Consider the following 19,048-nt stretch of genomic DNA (forward strand, 5'->3'; position numbering starts at 1 on the left):
TTAATCTCTCACCACAACTCGGTAAACGACCACACGGCCCGCGGTTGGACTCTTTCTCACAATTTTTATGAGACTTCCAACTGGAATATGGCCGTACTTACGCTCCAAAACGCGAAGAACTGCATCGCTCTTCTTTATCTTTGGCAGATTCTCCTTCTTCACACCTAATTCATTCAAAATTTTCTCCTCCTCTTCCTCTGACACCAAGTAATGCTCCGGGACAAGTTCGTGCTCGAGCACGTTAAATCTCACCATTTTTTCATCACCTCATGAGGACACGGGCCTGCGGGGAATCGAACCCCGGACCACCTGGTTAAAAGCCAGGTGCTCTACCAAGCTGAGCTACAGGCCCATTGGGTCAGCCCTACATATGGCGGACATATTTAAAGTTTACTCCGATTCTGGGCGCATCCCACTACTCCCAATGGCATGATTTTAATTAAATTTTTCTCATAAATTGTTGTCACCACTCGACCGAACAAATTTAAAATATTTTTTGGTTGAGGGTTATGCCCCTTATCTTGATATTTCCACGAACGCCGTCCCAGATTACGTCAAAATCTTCAACCTGAAGGCTCATTTTGAAGAAGGGCGCATCGAGAACAAAGGTTTCGTACTCCCCACCCTCACCGCTCACATTTATTCTGTACCTGCGTTCCATTTCTTGCAGTAAGCGAAGCATACTATCATCCAGTATTCTACCGAGAAATCTCTCATCCAGACCGTAGGCGGCGACAGCCACGATCATTATCTTGAAATCTGCCAAGAGCATATCCCTTAAAAGCAAATTCTGGTCCTTGCCCCAGAGAGGTGCATAGGAGAGCATTCCAAGTTCAGTGCAAACCTCCTCTATCTTAGTTTTCTGAAAATTTGAGGCAATGGCACCGCTTATAACAGCATCCACATCGTAATGGGATAAAACATCCATTAGATCTTCAACACTGTCTCCTATGGAGTGTATGTCCTGCGGTATGCCCATTGCCTCTGCCTGGTACCTTGTTCTATCAATTGCAGGCACGTGGTACATGTAGGAATCCTCCCTCTTGGGATATATGGTAACAAGTTTCTCAATTTCAAATCCCTGCTGCATAGCAAGGTATATTGCATACGTGGAATCCTTACCTCCTGAGAAAAGTGCAATCGCCTTCATTTTAAAAGCCCCATTATTTTTGGAAGGAATATTAGCACTCCAATTGAAACTGCAAATGCAGCAGCCACCAGTACGGCGCCCGCAGACACATCCTTCACGACCCTTATCCTTTCATCGTACCGACCATTTGAAAGAATGTCCATGGACTTCTCTATGGCCGTGTTTATGAGTTCAAGCCCAAAAACCAAGGCTGAGATGCCGATTATAAGTGCAAATTCATCGGCAGAGATTTGAAAATAAAGCCCAAAAACTAAAACGATGAGAAATATCCCAAATTGAATCCTTAAACTTCTCTCACTGGTGAACGCAAATCCAATGCCGTCAAGGGCGTGATGCAGTGCCCTCAAGAACCTTCCCATGAACTGTTATTTGAATGCATTACTTAAATCTTGCCAAATCTGGATACGTATAGGCAAACACCCAGAATGATGGCCCCTCCAAATATTGTACGGGCTGTTGGAACCTCGCCCAGGACGATGAATGCAAGGATTATTCCGTAGAGCGATTCAAGTGTGGCTATTATACTCGCAGTGTTTGCCCTTACCGCCCCAAGGGAATGAATGAACAGCGTGTGAGCCAGTCCTGTAAAAATCACACCGAGCACAGCGAGATAAAGGAAATCAAGGGTGGATAATTTAAAGGGAGAAATGAAAATGAATGGAAGAAGGAAAATGGATGCAAAGGAATCCTGATAAAATGCAAGTTTCAAACTGGAATGCTCTTTCACATACTTCCTGTTCACTGTTGTGAGGAGGGAGAAAGCAAATCCAGATAAAAGGCCCCAGAGAGCTCCCTGAGTATACTGGTTGGATAGATTGAACGATGGGATGATCAGGGCAACCCCTGAAAATGCAATAAATGAAAGAATTACCTTCTCTGCACGGATTCTCTCCCTGAACACCATAGGCTCAATTATTGCTGTGAAGATTGGAAATGTGGAATAGGTCAAGAGACCTATAGCCACTGTGGAAATCTGAATTGAGTAAAAGAATGCACTCCAGTGCAGTGCGAGAAGTATACCAAGAACCGGTAGAAAAATTTTAGCATCGCCCTCAATTCTCAAACTCTCTCCCCTGTACAGAAGAAGTAGGAGGAGAAACACGGAGGCAAAGAGAACTCTACCAAGGACAATGAGCATTGCCGGCAAAGAGATCATCTTTCCGAATAAACCTGCAAACCCGAACAGGAAAACGGCAATGTGCAGCTCTACAAGTTCCCATCTCAATAATTGAGTATTTGCAAACCCATATTTCACCTTTCCCATCGAAAAGGATTTATAAGCAAATCTAATTCATCTTTGAAAGCCACCGTAGCTTAGCCCGGCAGAGCGGCTGATTCGTATAAGCCCTTTGGAAAAGGGCTTTACCCCAAACCGTATGGGCTTCGAAATATCAGCAGGTCGGGGGTTCGAATCCCCCCGGTGGCTCTCAGTCAAAGATTCTTCAACTCATCCTTTAGAATAGCTCCAGTTTTTATGCTCAAATCCTTGGCCTTGGATGATACCCATTTTATGGGAGCATTGAGCATGTCATCAAAATTTTTTACCCCAGAAACCATGACGGCCACATCTCCCAGTTTTTCTGCCGTTTGGGGATTTAGATATCCGCACATGGCAAAGCCCTTTTCTCCCTTGAGCAAAAGGAGCGGAGCATTCTGCAGATCCACCTTAACTCCAAGGAATTCCTTACCTGCAACGCTTATCCTTGAGATCTCAACATCGACCATATCCGGGATAGTGTGGTAAATGAAGATAAAACTTTCCCTGAGCAATAAAAATTGGGGAAATATTCATTTATCTTTCATGCCGCCTATATCACGAAACACCCACCCGCTTCTCTCCTCTGTGTATATCAGCTTTCCCTCCTTGACCAACTCTCTTTCCCTATTTCTCACTATGTAGAGCCCGAAACTTCTTTCTCTCTCAATAATTTTTTCGTAAAGATCCGGGCTCACATATACCGGCACGGGTTTTCCAACCGGATAAAGCCATCTATCTGCAAAATCATCCACAAATTTCTTAGCATCCTCCTGAGTAAGGTGGAGAGAGCAGCCATCTGGACGCATCCAGAAACACGGTTCCCATTCCTCCCAGCTCAGGTATATAACACGCTTGTATCCCTCGGGTATGACCTCCCTGTATCCGGGAAGTTTTTTCACATCAATTTCATCCTCCATCATACTCACCAGAAACCCATTATCCTGCCCATATTAATAGAATTCTCCGAAGTTTTTTCAGAGAAGCATCAAAATTTAGAGAAATAGAAGATAGAACTTTCCACGCTTCTCCACCAGTATCTCGCATTCTGGAGCATCAAGATCTACCCTTATTTTCTTTAAATCCACAATTCTTGCCCCAATTTCCTGCTCCACAACCTTTCTATTTGAGCGAATTGCAAAACTGCCACAATTGTTCAATCTCACAGCAATTTCATGGATCAGGGTATCAAAATCCTCAAAGATCCTTACAGGATAATGTGCCTTTATTCCCTTAACTCCCTTGAGCAAAATATTCGGGGGGGCTGAGGTAAAGAGAATTATGCGTCCATCAATAATTTCAATAACGCATTCCTCATTCATCTCCTCACATCTTCTGAGCAGCGTGCTCTTGAGGTAATTGAAATACGAATTTGCGTTCTTCGGAATCTGGGCCTTTATGGCGTAACAATTCATAGAGGATATAATTGCAACGCTCCTAATTTATTTTTCCTGCGCAAAGTATTTTAATCTGCCCGATTATACACAAATATGGATGAAACCATGAAGATCGTTGAAGCCATCCTTTTTTCTTCCGACAGGCCTCTTAGAGTCGGTGAGATAGCAAAGGTTACCAGTTTGAGCAGCGTGGAAATTAGCAAGGCTATGAAAAAGTTGAGGAAAGAATACGAAGATAGAGATGGAGCCATTGAGATAGCCAGAATCGGAAATAAGTACGTTATGCAGTTGAGAAGCGAGTATGTGGAGTACGGCTACGCCATGGGAAAAAAAGAGATGCGCGATGACGTTCTCAAAACGCTGGCGATCATCGCCTACTACCAGCCCATAACACAGAGCAAACTCCGAGAGATAATTGGCACAAAGGTGTATGCCCACATTGATGAGCTGAAGAAGAGGGGATTCGTGTATGGAAAGAGAACTGGCAGGACCATTGTTCTTCGCACCACAAAACGCTTCAACGAGTACTTTGGAATCGATGCTTCCAAGCCTCAGGACATAAAGAAATTCTTCGAGGAGAAGATGGGGGGGCGAGAGTAATGAGTAAGGTCCTTCTAATTGGCTCTGGAGGGAGGGAGCATGCCATAGCCAGAGCGCTCACAAGGGGAGGAGCAAAGATATACGCGGTGATGAAACACAAAAATCCGGGAATTGCGAGGATTGCAAAGGATTATGTGATAGGAGATCACAACAGCCTATCCTTTGTTGAGAACCTTGACTGGGTAAAGTTCAGGAAGGTTGATTTTGCCTTCATAGGACCGGAGGAGCCGTTAATAAGGGGCATGGCGGATATGCTGGAATCCCATGGCATACCCGTCGTTGGTCCAAGGAAGGATGCTGCGATAATAGAGGGTTCCAAGGAATTCATGCGAGAGCTTATGAAAAAGCACAGAATTGACGGCATTGTAGATTACTTTGTATTCACCGATCCAAAGAGGGTTGAAGAATTCTTGAAAGATTATCACAAGGAATTCGTCGTGAAGCCGGTTGGCGTGACGGGCGGAAAGGGAGTCTGGGTGATGGGCGATCATTTCCAAACGAAGGAAGAGGGCATTGAATACGCAAAAAGAGTGCTTGAAGAGGGCATAGGTGGGGAAAAGAAGGTGATAATAGAGGAAAAACTTGTGGGTGAAGAATTCACCCTGCAGGTATTCACTGATGGACGCAACATAAGAGGCATGCCCCTCGTGCAGGATTTCAAGCGAGCCTATGAGGGAGATAGGGGACCAAACACAGGCGGCATGGGCTCTTACAGTATGGAAGATCATCTGCTCCCATTCATGGACGATAAGGACTACGCTCGAGCCATGAAGATTCTTGAGGACATCATAGCGGCGATGCGGAGAGAGGGACGTGAATATAAAGGCATACTCTACGGTCAATTTATGCTGACGGCTGAGGGGCCAAAAGTCATAGAGATAAACTGCCGCTTCGGGGACCCTGAGGCAATGAACGTTCTATCCATTCTTGAGAGTAATCTGGTGGATATATCCTGGAACATCATAGAGGGGAAATTGAATGAAAAAATAGAGTTTAAAAACAAGGCCACAGTTGTGAAGTATGTGGTGCCAGAAGGATACGGTACCTCAAATGTGATCAAGGGTTCCGAGATCAAAGTAAATGAGGATAGGATAGAAAAGGAGGGAGCATTGCTCTATTATGCCTCCGTGGATGAGAAATCTGGAAGAATTTACACAACAACCTCTCGCTCTCTGGCAGTCGTAGGTATTGGAAAGGATCTGCATGAGGCTGAGCACATAGCCGAGGGAGCACTCAAGCACATAACAGGCAGGATTTACGCAAGGCACGACATTGCAAAGAGGGAAATGATAGAGAGAAAAATAGAGAAAATGAGAGAACTTCGCGGGTATTGATTCTCATTGTGCTGCAGATTTTATCCTCCTGTCAATCTGAATCAGAGAAAGGAGCACAAGAGCCATCCCTGCTATAACGTACCCCAGCCACCATTTTAGTGGAGATTTGTAGAGCATAAGCATAAACCCGAATCCCATAATAACAACGCCTATCCAGTAAACAGCCTTCCAAGGGCGAACACCTTTAACCATCCTGCTATTCATCTGCACCTTCATTCACGCTCCGAACTTCTCAGCCCTGTTTGTTAGGTTAAGTATTATTTTCATAAGGTCAGAGCCCTTTATGCGCAGAGAGCCTCTTGCACAATCAACCTCGTTGAATGCTGTGCCTTCAGCCCTTGAATCTGGAGCGTATAGCATTATGGGCACAGGATCTCCGCTGTGATCTCCCACACTGCAAGGTGTGCTGTGATCCGCCGTTACCGCAACCACAATGTCCTCTGGAAGTATATTGAGCAGATATTCCATGGCCCCATCAATGCGCTCTATCACCTCAACCTTCTTTCTCGGCTCCATATCGTGCCCCGCTATGTCCGGTGCCTTTATGTTAACGAGCACAAAATCGTAATTTCTTTTCTCCAAAGCCTCAATGGCATATCTTATCTTTCCCTCCATATCTGTGTCGTATGATCCCGTGAATTTTGGAGAATCTATGGGGTCCATTCCGGCAATCTTACATATGCCACGGATCAATGGCGTGCCAACGACGCAGGCACCCCGCATCCCCCATTTTTCGTGGAAATTTTCAAGGTGTGGAGCCATACCTGCCCCCCGAGGCAAAAGGATATTTGCAGGTTTCAACCCCATTCTCTCCCTCTCCTTATTAACTGGATGCTCCTTCAAAATTTCATGGGCACGCATAACGAATTCATTTAGTAACCTGGCAGTTTTTTCTGCCTCTGGAACAAGTGCATTTGCCCTATGGATTTTTCTCCCAACCTCATGGGGATCCACATCTCCAATATTAGGATTCAATCTAGGACCGCGCATAATAAGAGCGGCACGATGCTCCACTCCCTCCTTGACAAAGAATTCAACATCCTCAATTTTCATACCGTTCAGGGCCTCTGCAAGTTCATGCGTTCCCTCCTTTATCCTTCCAGCACGCCTATCCCTCACAACAAGTTCATCATCCACCGTTGCGAAGTTGCAGCGAAATGCAACATCTCCTGGCTCCACATCCATATCCAGACCTGCGGCCTCAAATGGACCGCGACCGGTGTAAACCTCGTATGGATCGTAGCCCAGGAGGTTCAGATGCGATGTGTCGCTTCCAGCCCTTATACCGGGGGCAATGGGATCCATAAGCCCAACAACACTCATCCTCGCAATCTTGTCAAGATGAGGTGTTTCTGCAAATTGCAAGGGAGTTTTGTATCCCAGTTCCTTTATGGCTCGATCTCCGAGACCATCGAGAATTATGAGAAGGGCTTTTCTCCTTTCCATATAACTTGAATTGCGGCAAGGTAATTAAATCTATCCCAGCACCGCTCTCTTCTTGCTCTCCATCGTTGCATCCTTGTCCAGGCGGTGATCGATTTTGATATCTATGACAATCCGAAGAGCACCCTCATTGATCATGGCTTCCTCTCCCCTTTTGACTGCCTCAAAAATCTCGTCCAGGGTACTCGCCTCAACAACAGTGCTCATGGGTGTTAACTGTATATTCAGGCCAGTATTCTTTATTGCCTCAAAGGCAGCCCTCACATACCTCGACACACTGGTACCAACACCCAGAGGAGTTATGGTCAATTCTGCGATGATCATAGTTCCAAAATTGAAACATTAAATTTAAGTTTACTCATAAGGATTAAATCCATAATCGTCCATATCCCGGCGGTGATGAATATGATAGAGGCTTATATTCTATTGACCCTCGAGGTGGACAAGATAGGGAAGGTGCTAAAGGAGATAAAGAAAAAAATACCTGAGGTAAAGGAGGCAAACGGCGTGACGGGTCCCTACGATGCGATACTCCGCGTTGAGGCAAAGAACCTGAAAAAATTGACTAGAGATATCGTATCAAAGATCTACAAGATAGAGGGCGTGATAGATACAACAACTGCAATTGTTATAGAATCTGATGAAGAGGATTAAATATGAGCCCGTCAGACCCAAACACCACGAGAATCCTGCTGAAACGTCGCCGTAGAAAGAGAAAGAGGAATTTGATGCAGATACTTAGAAAAAAGAGGAAAATAGTGACCCTGAGAACCTCAACCATAAGGGTAAGAAAGGAGCGCATAACTCCCGGAGAGGGGTTGGCAATCCTGATAGGAACTCAAATCGGTGCGGGCGTACTTGGACTGCCCTATGCGGCTGCTCAGGTCGGACTCGTCATGGCCAGTGTGGTGCTCCTGGCAGTCATGTTTTTGCTTCTGTTCACAGGGCTCATAATTCTGAAATTCAGTGTAGATATGAACGGAGCACAGATGAGCACCATTGCAAATAGGATTCTGGGGCGTGCCGGTGGATGGGTGATGTACATAAGCATTTTCATAATGAGTTTTGGGGCCCTACTGGCTTATGTGGCAGGTATGGGCAATGTGATATCCAGTCTATTCAACATCAACGATACCATCGGAGGTTTGATATTCTGGCTCTTTGCATCCTTCGTGATATACAAGGGTTTGGAGGCAAGCGGAAAAACTGAATTGATAATGAGTTACATAATGCTCATACTTTTTATTGGCGTGGTCATCATACTCATACCCCATGCAAATCTGAAAAATGGCATATACACAAATCTAGGTGGTCTTTTCACTATCACCGGAGTGGCCATATTCTCTCTTGGATGCCATACAGTTATTCCAGATGTGTACAGGGGACTTGGAAGCTATGAAAAAAGCAGAAAAGTCGTGATACTGGCGTTTTTAATACCAACCCTGATTTACGGCGTGTTTATGGCCGTGTTCCTCCTGGTTTTCGGAAAGAGCACTCCTCAGATAGCAACCCAGGGTCTCTCACAGATATACGGGTACGCTGGAGGATTACTGGGAAACATTATACCGCTTCTGGCCATAACAACAAGTTATATCGGGATAGGTCTGGCAAATCAGAGCAATACAAAGGAATTTCTGAAGATTAAAACACCTCTGGCATGGGCAATAACCACCATACCCCCGCTTCTGATTTATCTGGCAGGCATAAGAAATTTCGCAGACGTGCTTGCATTTGCGGGAGATACTGGAGATATGATGTCTTTCATAATACTGCCCCTGCTTATACTACTGGCAGCGTACATCAAAAAAAGAAGGATATAAAACACGGGGAAATTTTAAATCATTCATTTAATTAATAAAAAAATTTATAAATTTCTATTTGTTTAACTTTATTGGTGGCTTTATATGAGTGGTGAGAAAAAGATCGGAGGGATAGTGGTCACATTGGCCCTTTTGATGATTTTCAGCGGACTTATGACAGGTTTTTCAATGCAACAAAACAAAGGGACACAATTTACAGGATATGGCGAGAAGGTCACCATTAAGGGATTCACATACACTTCTCATGCGCCCATAAGGATAAACGGCGATTATGATTTCACCGCGGCAAATGGCGTGATTGGAGGAAGCGGGACGAAGGAGGATCCTTACATCATTTCCGGCTGGGACATTGACGCACACGGCGCGGGAGATGCAATTTACATCGGGAACACGACCAAGTACTTCGTGGTGAGAGATTGCCAACTGCACAATGCTTCGTCTAGCTCCTGGCCTTACTTTGAAGGCGATGGAATCACGCTTTACAATGTGAAGAATGGAACAATTGAGAACAACACCATTTACAATAATGGGGGTGGCATCTACCTGGAGGATTCTAGCAACAACACGATCACCAGCAACACCATTTACAACAATTCACAGGATGGCATCTACATGTGGTATTCCGGCAGCAACAGGTTGTATGGAAACAAACTGACAAATAATGGAATATTTCTGGATGGAGATAAGAGTACATTCACCACGCAGGATATACCGACCAACAACACGGTGAACGGCAAGCCAGTGTACTACTACAAAAATGCGAACATGCACAACGCAACCGTGCCGTTGAATGCCGGGCAGGTGATTTTGGGCAATGTCTCATGGCTCAGAGTTGAAAATCTTAAGATAAGCAAAGCAAGCGTGGGCATAGAAGTTGGCTATTCCTCAAACATAACCATCGCCAGCAACACCATTTACAACAATTCACAGGATGGCATCGACCTAGAATCATCCAGCAACAATGTGCTCACCAACAATATCATCTACAAGAATGGGAATGGCATCTACCTGGGTCCTTCCAGCAGCATCACGATCACAAACAACACCATCTACAACAATTCACGGGATGGTATCTACCTGTGTTATTCCAGCAGCAACACGGTCACCAGTAACACCATTTACAACAATTCCGGGGCTGGCATCTACCTGCCGGATTCCAGCAGCAACACGCTCGCCAACAACACAATTTACAACAATCCCGCGGATGGCATCTACCTATGGTATTCCAGCAGCAACACGCTCGCCAACAACACAATTTACAACAATAGTGATAGCATCTTCCTGTGTTGTTCCAGCAGCAACACGATCACCAGCAACACAATTTACAACAATCCCGCGGATGGCATCTACCTAGAAGATTCCAGCAAAAATGTGCTCACCAACAATATCATCTACAAGAATTGGAATGGCATCTACCTGGATTCTTCCAACAGCATCACGATCACCTGGAGCAACACGATCACCAGCAACACAATTTACAACAACTCTGAGGATGGCATCCGCCTGTGGGATTCCATCAGCAACACGCTCGCCAGCAACACAATTTACAACAATGATGATGGCATCTACCTGTATTCTTCCATCAGCAACACGCTCGCCAGCAACACAATTTACAACAATGATGATGGCATCTACCTGGTGGATTCCAGCAACAATGTGCTCACCAACAATATCATCTACAAGAATGGGAATGGCATCTACCTGGATTCTTCCAGCAGCATCACGATCACAAACAACGGCATAAGGAGCAACTACGGTTATGGAGTTTACATTGATTCTGGGTCAAACAACAGGATATACAGCAACACCTTCGCATACAACAACGGCTCAAATTCCACATACAACTACTCGCACATTCAGGCCTGTGATGATGGAAGTAGCAATTACTGGGACACATCAAAATATGGCAACTACTGGCTCGACTGGGCGGAGAATAACGATACTAATGATGAGAATCACGACGGCATAGTGGACTGGCCCTACAGAATAGATGGCTCTGCGGGAGCGAAGGATTACTATCCGCTCAAGAACCGCACCGTTATAATGGTTCCTCTGCCTCCGCAGAACCTTCAAGCAAAAGCGGGAGATGGATATGTGAATCTCACCTGGAGCGCGCCTGCGGATAATGGTGGAAGTGCAATAACGGAATACAGAATATATCGCAACGGAACATTGATTGCCACTGTTCCTGCGTCTCGGCTGTGGTACAACGACACCAATGTGACGCCGGGGCAGACATACATCTACTATGTCACCGCCGTGAACTCCGTGGGCGAGAGTGATAAAAGCAACGAGGTGCAGGCAACGCCAAGCGGCGCGGTGCCAGAGTTCTCCGCGATGTACGCGGTGACGGTGGTTCTCCTCGTGGCACTCGTGATTTTGAGGAGAAGACGATCTTGATTTTTTCTAAATTTTTTATTTCTTTATTCGTGTTTAAATAGTGGCTAAGTTAAGAGTGAAACTTTTATTAAATATGGCATCATATACTTATCCATGATGGATGTCGTTGGCTCAATAATAAAGGAATATCTGGAGAGGGATGAAAATCTCATGGTGCGAGAGCTGAAGATAAATGAAGTTGAGGGGAAAGCCATAACGATAGTGGGTGTGAGAAGGGCTGGAAAGACTTCATTTCTTTTGCACCACTTCAGAAAGTTAAGAGATGAAGGGAAAAATGTAATATTTTTTCCATTTGATGATGACAGGATTTATCCTCCTTCCCTTGAAACCATTGGCACGGTGATTAAAGTTGCGAAGGAAATATATCCAGAGGGAAAATTGCATTTCTTCTTTGATGAGATTCAGGAGGTGGAGGGCTGGGAAAGGGCTGTAAAAAGAATCGTTGAGAGAGAAAAGCACAGAGTTTTTCTGACAGGTTCATCTTCACGATTGCTCAGCAGGGAAATAGCCACACAATTGAGAGGGAGAACAGTATCGTACGAGATATTTCCCTTTTCCTTTCAGGAAATACTTCGCTTAAATGGTCTGAATATGTCAAAGTATTACACAGAGGATGAAGAGGCGAAGATAAAATCTCTCCTCAGGAATTATCTGAAATGGGGAGGTTTTCCTGAACTCTGGACAAAAAATTATTTTGAAGATAAAATTTTGAGAGAATATGTGGATGTTATGCTGTACCGCGATTTGATAGAAAGATACGGGATAAGAAACCTCAGGGCAATAAAACTTTTTCTTAAAGCAACAATATCCTCCTTTTCCAAGAGGATTTCAATAAGAAAACTTTCCAGTTATATAGAAAGCGAAGGCATAAAGGTAAGCAGGAATACTCTGCACAATTATCTGGAATATTCCAGAGATTCGTACATTATCTTCCCTGTTAGAAAATACTCCAGATCCCTCCGGGAGGTTGAGCAAAGCAAACCTAAAATTTATCCTATTGATAGCGGAATAGTTAGAGTATTTGCTCACAGAACATCTGAAGATTTTGGAAGGCTCATGGAATGGGCAGTTTTTATGGAATTACGGAGGAAATACATTGAAAACAAAAACATATTTTATTATGTGACTTCCAGCGGGAAAGAGATTGATTTTCTTTTGAATTTTGAGAATAAAAAAAGGATCATAGAAGTGACTTACGAGTACGATGAGATGCATATAAAGAAGATATTTAGGGCTATGGAAGAGCTGAAAATAAAGGAAGGATTGTTGCTTACCTGGGACACAAGCGATATCGTGGAAAGAGGTGAGAAAAAAATAAAAATAATACCACTGTGGAGATGGCTCTTGGAAAATAGATGATGCAGAAAAAACTATTTTTATGGTGTAAGAGGTCATTTCCATAGATGGATAAATTTTATCTCTCTCCTCTCCACTTCATCTTTTTCCTTTTTTAATATCCATTAAATTTAAATCTTTCCTTCTGATATATGCCCGTGTACATTTCCCATCCTCTTCTCAGGGATAACACCGTGGAAAAGAGAGAGTATCAGGTTAAAATAGCCGAAAGTGCCCTTAAAGGAAACACCCTTGTGGTTCTCCCCACAGGTCTGGGAAAAACGATCATTGCCATTCTTGTGTTGGTTGAGGTCCTAAACAAAAAGGGAGGAAAGATCCTTTTTCTGGCTCCAACAAAACCACTGGTGGAGCAGCATGCTCGAACTGTAAAAAACCTCACTAAGATAGAGAATCTTGCAGTTTTAACCGGAGATGTTGGAAAAAAGAAGAGAAGAGGCATGATAAAGGACGCGGATATTATAATCGCAACGCCACAGGTGATACAGAACGATGTAATATCAGGGGATATAAATCTTAGGGATTTCTCCCTGATAATATTTGATGAGGCACATCGTGCTGTGGGAAACTACGCCTACGTTTACATTGCAAAGAAATACAGAGAGTCAAGGACGGACCATCTCATTCTCGGTATAACCGCCTCCCCCGGCGGAGATGAAGAAAAGATAATGGAGATTATAGAGAATCTGGGAGTTGAAAACGTTGAAATACGCACGGAGGAGGACCCGGATGTTAAGAGATACGTCAAGGGATTTCAGATAAGGTGGGTGGAACTACCAATGCCCTCCGAAATAAAGGAACTTTACACAAAATTGAAGGAACTGTACAATTCAATAATAACAGAACTGAGAAAATTCGGACTGTTTGTTACAGTGAGAAAACCCACCAGAAGCGATGTTCTCAGAGCACAAAAAATAGCCCAGCAGGAGATAAGAGAGGGAAAGACCGAATTCTATCAGGCAGCCATGCTAATAACAATGGCCATAAAAATAGATTATGCCCTCGAATATCTGGAAACTCAGGGTTTTGAGTCATGCTACAATTACCTGATGAGAATAATTGAGGAGGGAAACTCGAAGGGTGGCAGCAAAGCAGCAAGAACTCTTGTTAGGGACGAGCGGTTTATAGAAATAATAAGGGTGGCCCGCAGGATATCTGAAAGAATGGATAAAATGGATAACCCGAAACTAAACGCTCTGAAAACCATAGTGAGAAAGGAGATTGCGGCAAATCCGGAGATCAGGATAATTGTATTCACCCACTTCAGAGAGACCGCACAGATCGTGGCCGATTCTCTGAATGAGGTGCCCAACGTAAGAGCGATTCGATTTGTGGGACAGGCATCAAAGGGAGAGGATAGGGGGCTTAAACAGAGGGAACAGGTTGAGATTGTGGAGAGATTCAAAAGAGGTGAATACAACGTTCTCGTGGCCACAAGCGTGGCCGAGGAGGGACTGGACATCCCTGCCACGGATCTTGTAATATTCTACGAGCCAGTACCCTCTGAAATAAGGAGCATTCAGCGTCGTGGAAGGACGGGAAGGACGAGGTTGGGAAAGGTTATAATACTCACAATTAAAGGTACGAGGGATGTGGCCTATCTCTGGTCATCCAGAAACAAGGAAAAGAAAATGAAAAACGAACTTTTATGGCTCAGAGCACTGCTAAGTGAAAAAATGAAAGATGTCAGGAAGAGAGAAATATTCGAGGAAAGAAAGGAGAAAAAGGGCCAGCTGAGGTTGTTTGATTTTGAGGAGGACAAACCGGAGCTTTATGTGGATACCCGTGAGTTCAGAAGCGATGTGGTGAAACATCTTTCAGAAAAATACAGGATAGTGCCTAGGCAACTGGAAATAGGAGATTACCTAATCTCTGATAGAATGATTGTTGAGAGAAAGAGGGTAGATGATTTTCTTGAGTCGCTTAAAGATGGGCGCCTATTCTCCCAGATTTTGGAAATGAGGAGAAACTACCCGATCCCAATTTTAATAATTGAGGGAGAGAGTTTATTCATTCGGGGGTTCCATGAGAACGCCATATACGGGGCTCTTGCATCCATAATAGCCGATTATCAGGTGCCCATAGTATTCACAAAGGATGCAAGAGAGACAGCAAAATTCATAGATTCTCTGGTAAAAAGAGAATACTCGGAAAAGAGAGAAGTAGCGGTGAGAAAGGAAAAGAGACCGATGAGTGATGAGGAGAGGCAGAGGTACATTGTAGAATCACTACCCAATGTATCCGCAAAATTATCGCAGAGACTCCTGGAGCATTTTGGAAGCGTCAGAAATGTGATAAACGCAGAGGTTGGAGATCTGATAAAGGTCAAGGGCATAGGAAGAAAAACGGCTGAGGAGATCTACGAGATCGTAAATAAAAAATACGAGAAAACTTAAAATATGCCAGATCTTTCCTCATTTCAGGCCGGGGTAGCCAAGTGGACTACGGCGCCAGCCTTGAGAGCTGGTCCCCTTTCTTGGGGGCGGGAGTTCGAATCTCCCCCCCGGCGCCTGTTTTTTGTATTCTCCTTAGTTATGGTGGGATATAAGAGATAAATTCCCCCTTTAACTTAGTAAATGAGATCCAATAATTTTTAAGATTTTTCTGTAGATATGCGAATTCAAACACTTTTAATTTTTTCTTACTAAAATTAAACCCGGATTAAATTTTAGTAAGATTAGTATACAAGGGATGTAAGGATATAAAGATGTACATCTAGGGGAGATGGAGCAGATATTTGCAAGAATACTTCGGAGAAACTTTTATTTATCACATGTTGAGTAGAGAATAACCATGGAGCATTTTAATGGCATGCACGCAGAAATCCTTACCCGTGGGGGCATGAGGGATGGCATTGTGAAGGAGATTAATGATGAATGGATATTGCTGGATGAATGTGAGCCGCATCTTTATCCCCTGAACGATGTGGCGATCATTCTAGCACCCTTCAACGATATACCTGATGAAAGTTTCGAGGAGAAAAAACGCAAAACGCTTAATCGTGCTCTTCTTATAAATTTCGCATTCATGCTCGCTTCGGCAATAATCTTTGCGGTGGTGGTGGCTCTAAGATGGGCGCAATAGATGAATTTCTGGGAAAAACCGTGATAATCGTTGTCAATAATGGGGAAGAAGATTTTAGAATAGAGGGGACACTATTGAGAGAAGAGAGGGATTTTCTTGTTTTGAAAGATATCCATATGGAGGATGATTCCTATATATTCCACTATAAAATTGGAGTCATCAATAAGAACTATGTGCAATCTGTAAAAATAAGCAGTAAACCACTAAAATCGCATGTATTTGAAGAGTATCGTAGTGAGGTTATGAGCTGGTTTTACTGGATGCTCTCATCAGAGTTCGGTATCATTATTGGAATTGCTGGAGTGCTCGTTGGAAAACTCTTGATGGGTATGTTTGCATATTGCTAATTGTTGCACTCTTTTTTTAAAATGCAAAATGGAACTCATCACTTGGTTATATAATCCGGGTAATTCAATTCTCCACCTATCATGTATTTACACACTCCAGGAAGTATCTCATAACGTTCAAGTTCTTTTAAAATTTCAAGCAGTTTTTTTCTACCTTCATACATCTGTTTTTTTAAAGATTTTAACTTTCCCATATGTTTTTCAACAATGTCATTTATGGTGGAATTATTAAAGATAGGATTTAAAATCTTTAAAATTTCATTCTTATTATCTCCTATTTTTGAGTAACCTATAACATATACGGGTCTCTCTACAAAATACTCTATTTGATATCTTCTCTCACCTTTACTGTATACTGGTGTAACTTGAATAAATCCAGATATTTCTCCTCTTTCACTTATCAGATGATCTTTAATAGCCCTACTTAGACCATCTATGTAAAACTCTATTTCTTCATTACTTACAAGCCTCTTAACTCCCATGACTATTTCTTTTAAGAGTGATTTGTGCAATTTTCTATATTCTGTAAAATTTTTCTCTATTCTCTCTTCAATGCTTATAGGATTGTAAGCATTTCTCCATTTTACAGGAATATGATTTTTCAAGTCAACGTAAAGAGGTTTTGATTTTATTTCCCGTTTGAACTCATTCATATATTCTTCATACCACTTAAAATCGTCCTCAAGCAGTTTGATCCAAGGCGATATTATTTCCTCCTTCAATCTCTTAGTATGATTGAATCGAATAAAATTTCCCACATTGTTATCCTTAATTTTTACGTTGAGATAATCCTCTACCCATTTGGCAAGTTTTTCATTCTTCACCTTTACTATGGTAGTAGGTGATAGTGAATAGTATCCCTGTGGGTTTTGAACCAATACAGGTAACAGTTTTTTAACTCTTGTATCTTTTCTCTCTTTTTCTTCCTCTTTTGAACCTTCAATTTTGTCTATACTTCTTATCTTCTTGCAACCCGTGATCTCCCTAATACGATTTGCTATCGTATCTGGGGAGGGTTTGTCATCTGTGCCAGTTCCATAAAATTCCCAAAATATTTTGCGAGCTAAAGAGATAAGATATCGCCTACTAATTAGCTCATAATGTTGTACGATTTTGTATATTATTATGTGCTCTTCCTTTTCCAATATGACCTTATTTGACTGCATATGACCACTTTACAAAAGACATATATGGATGATAGTATATAGTAATTTGGGTGAGAAAAAATGTCTAGTAGAATCACTTCCTTAAGAATTGACGAAAGGGACTACGAGCTTATTGAGCAGGCAGCTACAGCCTTGGGGATAAAGGCCAGTGATTTCATAAGGATGGCTATTAGAAAAGAGCTTGCAAATTATGGGCTTATATCTGGAATGGAGGCAAAGATACTGGGGGGTAATTTAAAGAGGCAAATTTAGAGAGCTATGAAGAATTTTACGCCATGATCAAAAAAGAAGGAACACTGCTAATTATCAGGATAATTTGAATAAGGTACTATCTCAAGAGTATGCAGATTATGGAAACATGGGCTTTAAGATGATCCAGGTTCCATAAAAGAATAGGTTCCGAAATATTACTGTAAGTCTTGTAAAAAAATCACGCAACTTCTTGGGCAAATTATCTTATAATATAGTGTTTAAAAAGGGGGTTAATTACTTAACTGTTCGAGTTTACTCAATCGGAAAACAATGGAACTCAGTGGAAATCACGTTTATTACTTGTTTTCATATACATGGAACTCTTTGGAACTCATTGGAACAACATGGAACCCTTATGGTAAGGTTATAACAATGCGTCCTGTAATATAATATAACACAAATTATCACAGAAACATAGTTTTGTACTACTTTTCCGAACAAAGATTTATAAGCCAGTGTGGGTATGAATTAATGGTGGTCAAAATGCAAAAGACAAAATCAAGTATGGAGACCTTGTACGGAAATCTGGAAGAGATAGTGAGACAGGGATACATATTTAGAGAGAGTGTAAAATACAAGGGAAATACAGCGTACTTCTACTTTATATCTCTGGATGGAGAGGATAGAAGAAACGAGAAACTGGAATTTGAGAACAGGGAAGATGTTGAAGAAATTGTGGACAGGCTAGCCGAGCTGATGAAAAAAATGTACGGTGTGGCATTCTACACTCCAAGCGAAAAAAAGGAGGATAAAAAAGAAAAAGCTGAATCTTTCAAATCCAAGGCCAAAATTACTGCGACAATGAGCAGCTACGACAAGAGCTTTGCAAGACATATAAACATACTGGCAGAAAAAGAAGAATGGCTGGTGACAATAATATCAGAACTGGGTATTAGAACACTATTTATCATCCTACAGATGGCAGATATTCCTCCCCATGAGTGGTACACCAAACTGGGCGAATATGCAAGTGACCCCCAAGCATTTGTTAATTTCGCTGAGAAGTACATAGTTGCGTTGTTTGAAGCGAAGCAGGATGCGAAGAAGATGCTTGAGATGAGGAGCGAGATGGCAATGCTAATAGCACAGAACGAGGCTCTTAAGTTTGCGTTAAAGAACAGAGAAGAGACGATAAGAGACCTAATAGAGCGTTTAAATGCACTGACGAGTATGCTTTCAAAGAACCAAATACAGAGGTACATAATCTGGGATGCTTTAAGACAGCAGGTGAAGCAGAAGAAGGGTACGAATATAAGTTTGCCGAGTAAGGAAGGAGGTAGTGTAAAAGGATAAAAGAGTAGAAGGCAATTTTAAGGCTGGGGTACGATGATGCCAAGACAGTTTAATGCACCAACTTCCAGACTCCTCAAACACACACTTCAGAGGTTTATCTTATGAACCCCATACGTAAGATGAGCAAGGCAGAACAGATGCCTTATGTTGAGAT

At 42.7% G+C, this 19,048-nt stretch carries 22 protein-coding genes and 3 tRNA genes; 13 read left to right on the plus strand and 12 right to left on the minus strand.

The genetic code is table 11. The annotated features are described in order from the left end of the window. The 5 genes from ACIM339_RS06835 to ACIM339_RS06855 form a co-directional block, all read right to left on the minus strand. The gene (locus tag ACIM339_RS06835; RefSeq protein WP_015283882.1) at positions 1 to 255 is read right to left on the minus strand and encodes a DNA-directed RNA polymerase subunit H; all 255 of its coding nucleotides are present in this window, start codon (positions 253 to 255) and stop codon (positions 1 to 3) included. Positions 256 to 278: 23 nt separating this feature from the next. After that, a tRNA-Lys gene (locus ACIM339_RS06840) sits at positions 279 to 352 on the minus strand. A gap of 132 nt (positions 353 to 484) precedes the next feature. After that, entirely contained in the window at positions 485 to 1,150 is a 666-nt protein-coding gene (locus ACIM339_RS06845) for a diphthine--ammonia ligase (protein WP_015283883.1), read from the minus strand. Beyond that, positions 1,147 to 1,509 carry a diacylglycerol kinase gene (locus tag ACIM339_RS06850; RefSeq protein ID WP_015283884.1) on the minus strand — a complete coding sequence of 121 codons (363 nt, stop codon included), beginning with the start codon at positions 1,507 to 1,509 and terminating at the stop codon, positions 1,147 to 1,149. The genes ACIM339_RS06845 and ACIM339_RS06850 overlap by 4 nt, the downstream gene beginning before the upstream one ends. A gap of 23 nt (positions 1,510 to 1,532) precedes the next feature. Beyond that, entirely contained in the window at positions 1,533 to 2,414 is an 882-nt protein-coding gene (locus ACIM339_RS06855; RefSeq protein ID WP_015283885.1) for a DMT family transporter, read from the minus strand. A 39-nt stretch (positions 2,415 to 2,453) separates the two neighbouring features. Between ACIM339_RS06855 and ACIM339_RS06860 the strand changes: the two genes are divergently transcribed. Further along, positions 2,454 to 2,576: transfer RNA gene (locus ACIM339_RS06860), tRNA-Thr, on the plus strand. Between the two features lie 5 nt (positions 2,577 to 2,581). Here the strand turns inward: ACIM339_RS06860 and ACIM339_RS06865 are convergent. From ACIM339_RS06865 to ACIM339_RS06875, 3 genes are all read right to left on the minus strand, one after another. Continuing rightward, positions 2,582 to 2,875 (minus strand): YunC family protein, encoded by a 294-nt coding sequence (locus tag ACIM339_RS06865; RefSeq protein ID WP_015283886.1) that lies wholly within the window; start codon positions 2,873 to 2,875, stop codon positions 2,582 to 2,584. A gap of 63 nt (positions 2,876 to 2,938) precedes the next feature. Next, positions 2,939 to 3,325 carry a hypothetical protein gene (locus ACIM339_RS06870; protein WP_048103868.1) on the minus strand — a complete coding sequence of 129 codons (387 nt, stop codon included), beginning with the start codon at positions 3,323 to 3,325 and terminating at the stop codon, positions 2,939 to 2,941. A gap of 75 nt (positions 3,326 to 3,400) precedes the next feature. Continuing rightward, positions 3,401 to 3,820 carry a THUMP domain-containing protein gene (locus ACIM339_RS06875; protein WP_015283888.1) on the minus strand — a complete coding sequence of 140 codons (420 nt, stop codon included), beginning with the start codon at positions 3,818 to 3,820 and terminating at the stop codon, positions 3,401 to 3,403. A 75-nt stretch (positions 3,821 to 3,895) separates the two neighbouring features. Between ACIM339_RS06875 and scpB the strand changes: the two genes are divergently transcribed. Continuing rightward, positions 3,896 to 4,402: an SMC-Scp complex subunit ScpB gene (gene scpB, locus ACIM339_RS06880; RefSeq protein ID WP_048103869.1), complete on the plus strand. Its 507-nt coding sequence runs from the start codon at positions 3,896 to 3,898 to the stop codon at positions 4,400 to 4,402. Continuing rightward, positions 4,402 to 5,736 (plus strand): phosphoribosylamine--glycine ligase, encoded by a 1,335-nt coding sequence (gene purD / locus ACIM339_RS06885; RefSeq protein ID WP_015283890.1) that lies wholly within the window; start codon positions 4,402 to 4,404, stop codon positions 5,734 to 5,736. Before scpB ends, purD begins: the two co-directional genes overlap by 1 nt. Before the next feature lie 3 nt (positions 5,737 to 5,739). Here the strand turns inward: purD and ACIM339_RS06890 are convergent, their stop codons facing one another. Genes ACIM339_RS06890 through ACIM339_RS06900 form a run of 3 tightly spaced genes read right to left on the minus strand, consistent with a single transcriptional unit; the run spans position 5,740 to position 7,503 of the window. After that, positions 5,740 to 5,952 (minus strand): hypothetical protein, encoded by a 213-nt coding sequence (locus ACIM339_RS06890; RefSeq protein ID WP_015283891.1) that lies wholly within the window; start codon positions 5,950 to 5,952, stop codon positions 5,740 to 5,742. Then, on the minus strand, positions 5,953 to 7,182 hold the full coding sequence (locus ACIM339_RS06895) for a 2,3-bisphosphoglycerate-independent phosphoglycerate mutase (protein ID WP_015283892.1): 1,230 nt from the start codon (positions 7,180 to 7,182) through the stop codon (positions 5,953 to 5,955). It abuts the gene before it with no gap. 30 nt (positions 7,183 to 7,212) lie between these two features. Next, a complete protein-coding gene (locus tag ACIM339_RS06900) occupies positions 7,213 to 7,503 on the minus strand; it encodes an MTH1187 family thiamine-binding protein (protein ID WP_015283893.1) in 291 nt (96 codons plus the stop codon). An 81-nt stretch (positions 7,504 to 7,584) separates the two neighbouring features. Between ACIM339_RS06900 and ACIM339_RS06905 the strand changes: the two genes are divergently transcribed. From ACIM339_RS06905 to ACIM339_RS06940, 8 genes are all read left to right on the plus strand, one after another. Further along, on the plus strand, positions 7,585 to 7,833 hold the full coding sequence (locus ACIM339_RS06905) for an Lrp/AsnC ligand binding domain-containing protein (protein WP_015283894.1): 249 nt from the start codon (positions 7,585 to 7,587) through the stop codon (positions 7,831 to 7,833). A 2-nt stretch (positions 7,834 to 7,835) separates the two neighbouring features. Further along, positions 7,836 to 8,999, plus strand: coding sequence for an aromatic amino acid transport family protein (locus ACIM339_RS06910; RefSeq protein WP_015283895.1), 1,164 nt, complete (start codon positions 7,836 to 7,838; stop codon positions 8,997 to 8,999). An 84-nt stretch (positions 9,000 to 9,083) separates the two neighbouring features. Then, positions 9,084 to 11,399, plus strand: a complete 2,316-nt coding sequence (locus ACIM339_RS06915; RefSeq protein ID WP_015283896.1) for a right-handed parallel beta-helix repeat-containing protein — start codon at positions 9,084 to 9,086, stop codon at positions 11,397 to 11,399. Between the two features lie 93 nt (positions 11,400 to 11,492). Next, entirely contained in the window at positions 11,493 to 12,758 is a 1,266-nt protein-coding gene (locus ACIM339_RS06920; RefSeq protein WP_015283897.1) for an ATP-binding protein, read from the plus strand. Positions 12,759 to 12,886: 128 nt separating this feature from the next. Then, positions 12,887 to 15,148 (plus strand): DEAD/DEAH box helicase, encoded by a 2,262-nt coding sequence (locus ACIM339_RS06925; RefSeq protein ID WP_015283898.1) that lies wholly within the window; start codon positions 12,887 to 12,889, stop codon positions 15,146 to 15,148. A 27-nt stretch (positions 15,149 to 15,175) separates the two neighbouring features. Beyond that, positions 15,176 to 15,261: transfer RNA gene (locus ACIM339_RS06930), tRNA-Ser, on the plus strand. 347 nt (positions 15,262 to 15,608) lie between these two features. After that, positions 15,609 to 15,836, plus strand: coding sequence for a hypothetical protein (locus ACIM339_RS06935; RefSeq protein WP_162007696.1), 228 nt, complete (start codon positions 15,609 to 15,611; stop codon positions 15,834 to 15,836). Next, positions 15,824 to 16,183 carry a hypothetical protein gene (locus tag ACIM339_RS06940; protein WP_015283900.1) on the plus strand — a complete coding sequence of 120 codons (360 nt, stop codon included), beginning with the start codon at positions 15,824 to 15,826 and terminating at the stop codon, positions 16,181 to 16,183. Before ACIM339_RS06935 ends, ACIM339_RS06940 begins: the two co-directional genes overlap by 13 nt. Positions 16,184 to 16,221: 38 nt before the next feature. Here ACIM339_RS06940 and ACIM339_RS06945 read toward each other — a convergent pair whose 3' ends face one another. Further along, positions 16,222 to 17,349 (minus strand): hypothetical protein, encoded by a 1,128-nt coding sequence (locus tag ACIM339_RS06945; protein ID WP_015283901.1) that lies wholly within the window; start codon positions 17,347 to 17,349, stop codon positions 16,222 to 16,224. Between the two features lie 60 nt (positions 17,350 to 17,409). Between ACIM339_RS06945 and ACIM339_RS06950 the strand changes: the two genes are divergently transcribed. Together ACIM339_RS06950 and ACIM339_RS06955 are read left to right on the plus strand one after the other, a co-directional pair. After that, a complete protein-coding gene (locus ACIM339_RS06950) occupies positions 17,410 to 17,601 on the plus strand; it encodes a CopG family transcriptional regulator (protein ID WP_015283902.1) in 192 nt (63 codons plus the stop codon). A gap of 483 nt (positions 17,602 to 18,084) precedes the next feature. Further along, positions 18,085 to 18,894, plus strand: coding sequence for a hypothetical protein (locus tag ACIM339_RS06955; RefSeq protein ID WP_015283903.1), 810 nt, complete (start codon positions 18,085 to 18,087; stop codon positions 18,892 to 18,894). Positions 18,895 to 19,048: the final 154 nt, after the last annotated feature.

Origin of the sequence: Aciduliprofundum sp. MAR08-339 (assembly GCF_000327505.1) — an archaeon.
Taxonomy (GTDB): Archaea; Thermoplasmatota; Thermoplasmata; order Thermoplasmatales; family Aciduliprofundaceae; genus Aciduliprofundum.

What these genes read in the sequence shown, in the direction of transcription:
- ACIM339_RS06835 (WP_015283882.1), bottom strand. Translation starts at nt 255, where the DNA reads ATGGTGAGATTTAACGTGCTCGAGCACGAACTTGTCCCGGAGCATTAC.
- ACIM339_RS06845 (WP_015283883.1), bottom strand. Translation starts at nt 1,150, where the DNA reads ATGAAGGCGATTGCACTTTTCTCAGGAGGTAAGGATTCCACGTATGCA.
- ACIM339_RS06850 (WP_015283884.1), bottom strand. Translation starts at nt 1,509, where the DNA reads ATGGGAAGGTTCTTGAGGGCACTGCATCACGCCCTTGACGGCATTGGA.
- ACIM339_RS06855 (WP_015283885.1), bottom strand. Translation starts at nt 2,414, where the DNA reads ATGGGAAAGGTGAAATATGGGTTTGCAAATACTCAATTATTGAGATGG.
- ACIM339_RS06865 (WP_015283886.1), bottom strand. Translation starts at nt 2,875, where the DNA reads ATGGTCGATGTTGAGATCTCAAGGATAAGCGTTGCAGGTAAGGAATTC.
- ACIM339_RS06870 (WP_048103868.1), bottom strand. Translation starts at nt 3,325, where the DNA reads ATGGAGGATGAAATTGATGTGAAAAAACTTCCCGGATACAGGGAGGTC.
- ACIM339_RS06875 (WP_015283888.1), bottom strand. Translation starts at nt 3,820, where the DNA reads ATGAATTGTTACGCCATAAAGGCCCAGATTCCGAAGAACGCAAATTCG.
- scpB (WP_048103869.1), top strand. Translation starts at nt 3,896, where the DNA reads ATGGATGAAACCATGAAGATCGTTGAAGCCATCCTTTTTTCTTCCGAC.
- purD (WP_015283890.1), top strand. Translation starts at nt 4,402, where the DNA reads ATGAGTAAGGTCCTTCTAATTGGCTCTGGAGGGAGGGAGCATGCCATA.
- ACIM339_RS06890 (WP_015283891.1), bottom strand. Translation starts at nt 5,952, where the DNA reads ATGAAGGTGCAGATGAATAGCAGGATGGTTAAAGGTGTTCGCCCTTGG.
- ACIM339_RS06895 (WP_015283892.1), bottom strand. Translation starts at nt 7,182, where the DNA reads ATGGAAAGGAGAAAAGCCCTTCTCATAATTCTCGATGGTCTCGGAGAT.
- ACIM339_RS06900 (WP_015283893.1), bottom strand. Translation starts at nt 7,503, where the DNA reads ATGATCATCGCAGAATTGACCATAACTCCTCTGGGTGTTGGTACCAGT.
- ACIM339_RS06905 (WP_015283894.1), top strand. Translation starts at nt 7,585, where the DNA reads ATGATAGAGGCTTATATTCTATTGACCCTCGAGGTGGACAAGATAGGG.
- ACIM339_RS06910 (WP_015283895.1), top strand. Translation starts at nt 7,836, where the DNA reads ATGAGCCCGTCAGACCCAAACACCACGAGAATCCTGCTGAAACGTCGC.
- ACIM339_RS06915 (WP_015283896.1), top strand. Translation starts at nt 9,084, where the DNA reads ATGAGTGGTGAGAAAAAGATCGGAGGGATAGTGGTCACATTGGCCCTT.
- ACIM339_RS06920 (WP_015283897.1), top strand. Translation starts at nt 11,493, where the DNA reads ATGATGGATGTCGTTGGCTCAATAATAAAGGAATATCTGGAGAGGGAT.
- ACIM339_RS06925 (WP_015283898.1), top strand. Translation starts at nt 12,887, where the DNA reads ATGCCCGTGTACATTTCCCATCCTCTTCTCAGGGATAACACCGTGGAA.
- ACIM339_RS06940 (WP_015283900.1), top strand. Translation starts at nt 15,824, where the DNA reads ATGGGCGCAATAGATGAATTTCTGGGAAAAACCGTGATAATCGTTGTC.
- ACIM339_RS06945 (WP_015283901.1), bottom strand. Translation starts at nt 17,349, where the DNA reads ATGCAGTCAAATAAGGTCATATTGGAAAAGGAAGAGCACATAATAATA.
- ACIM339_RS06950 (WP_015283902.1), top strand. Translation starts at nt 17,410, where the DNA reads ATGTCTAGTAGAATCACTTCCTTAAGAATTGACGAAAGGGACTACGAG.
- ACIM339_RS06955 (WP_015283903.1), top strand. Translation starts at nt 18,085, where the DNA reads ATGCAAAAGACAAAATCAAGTATGGAGACCTTGTACGGAAATCTGGAA.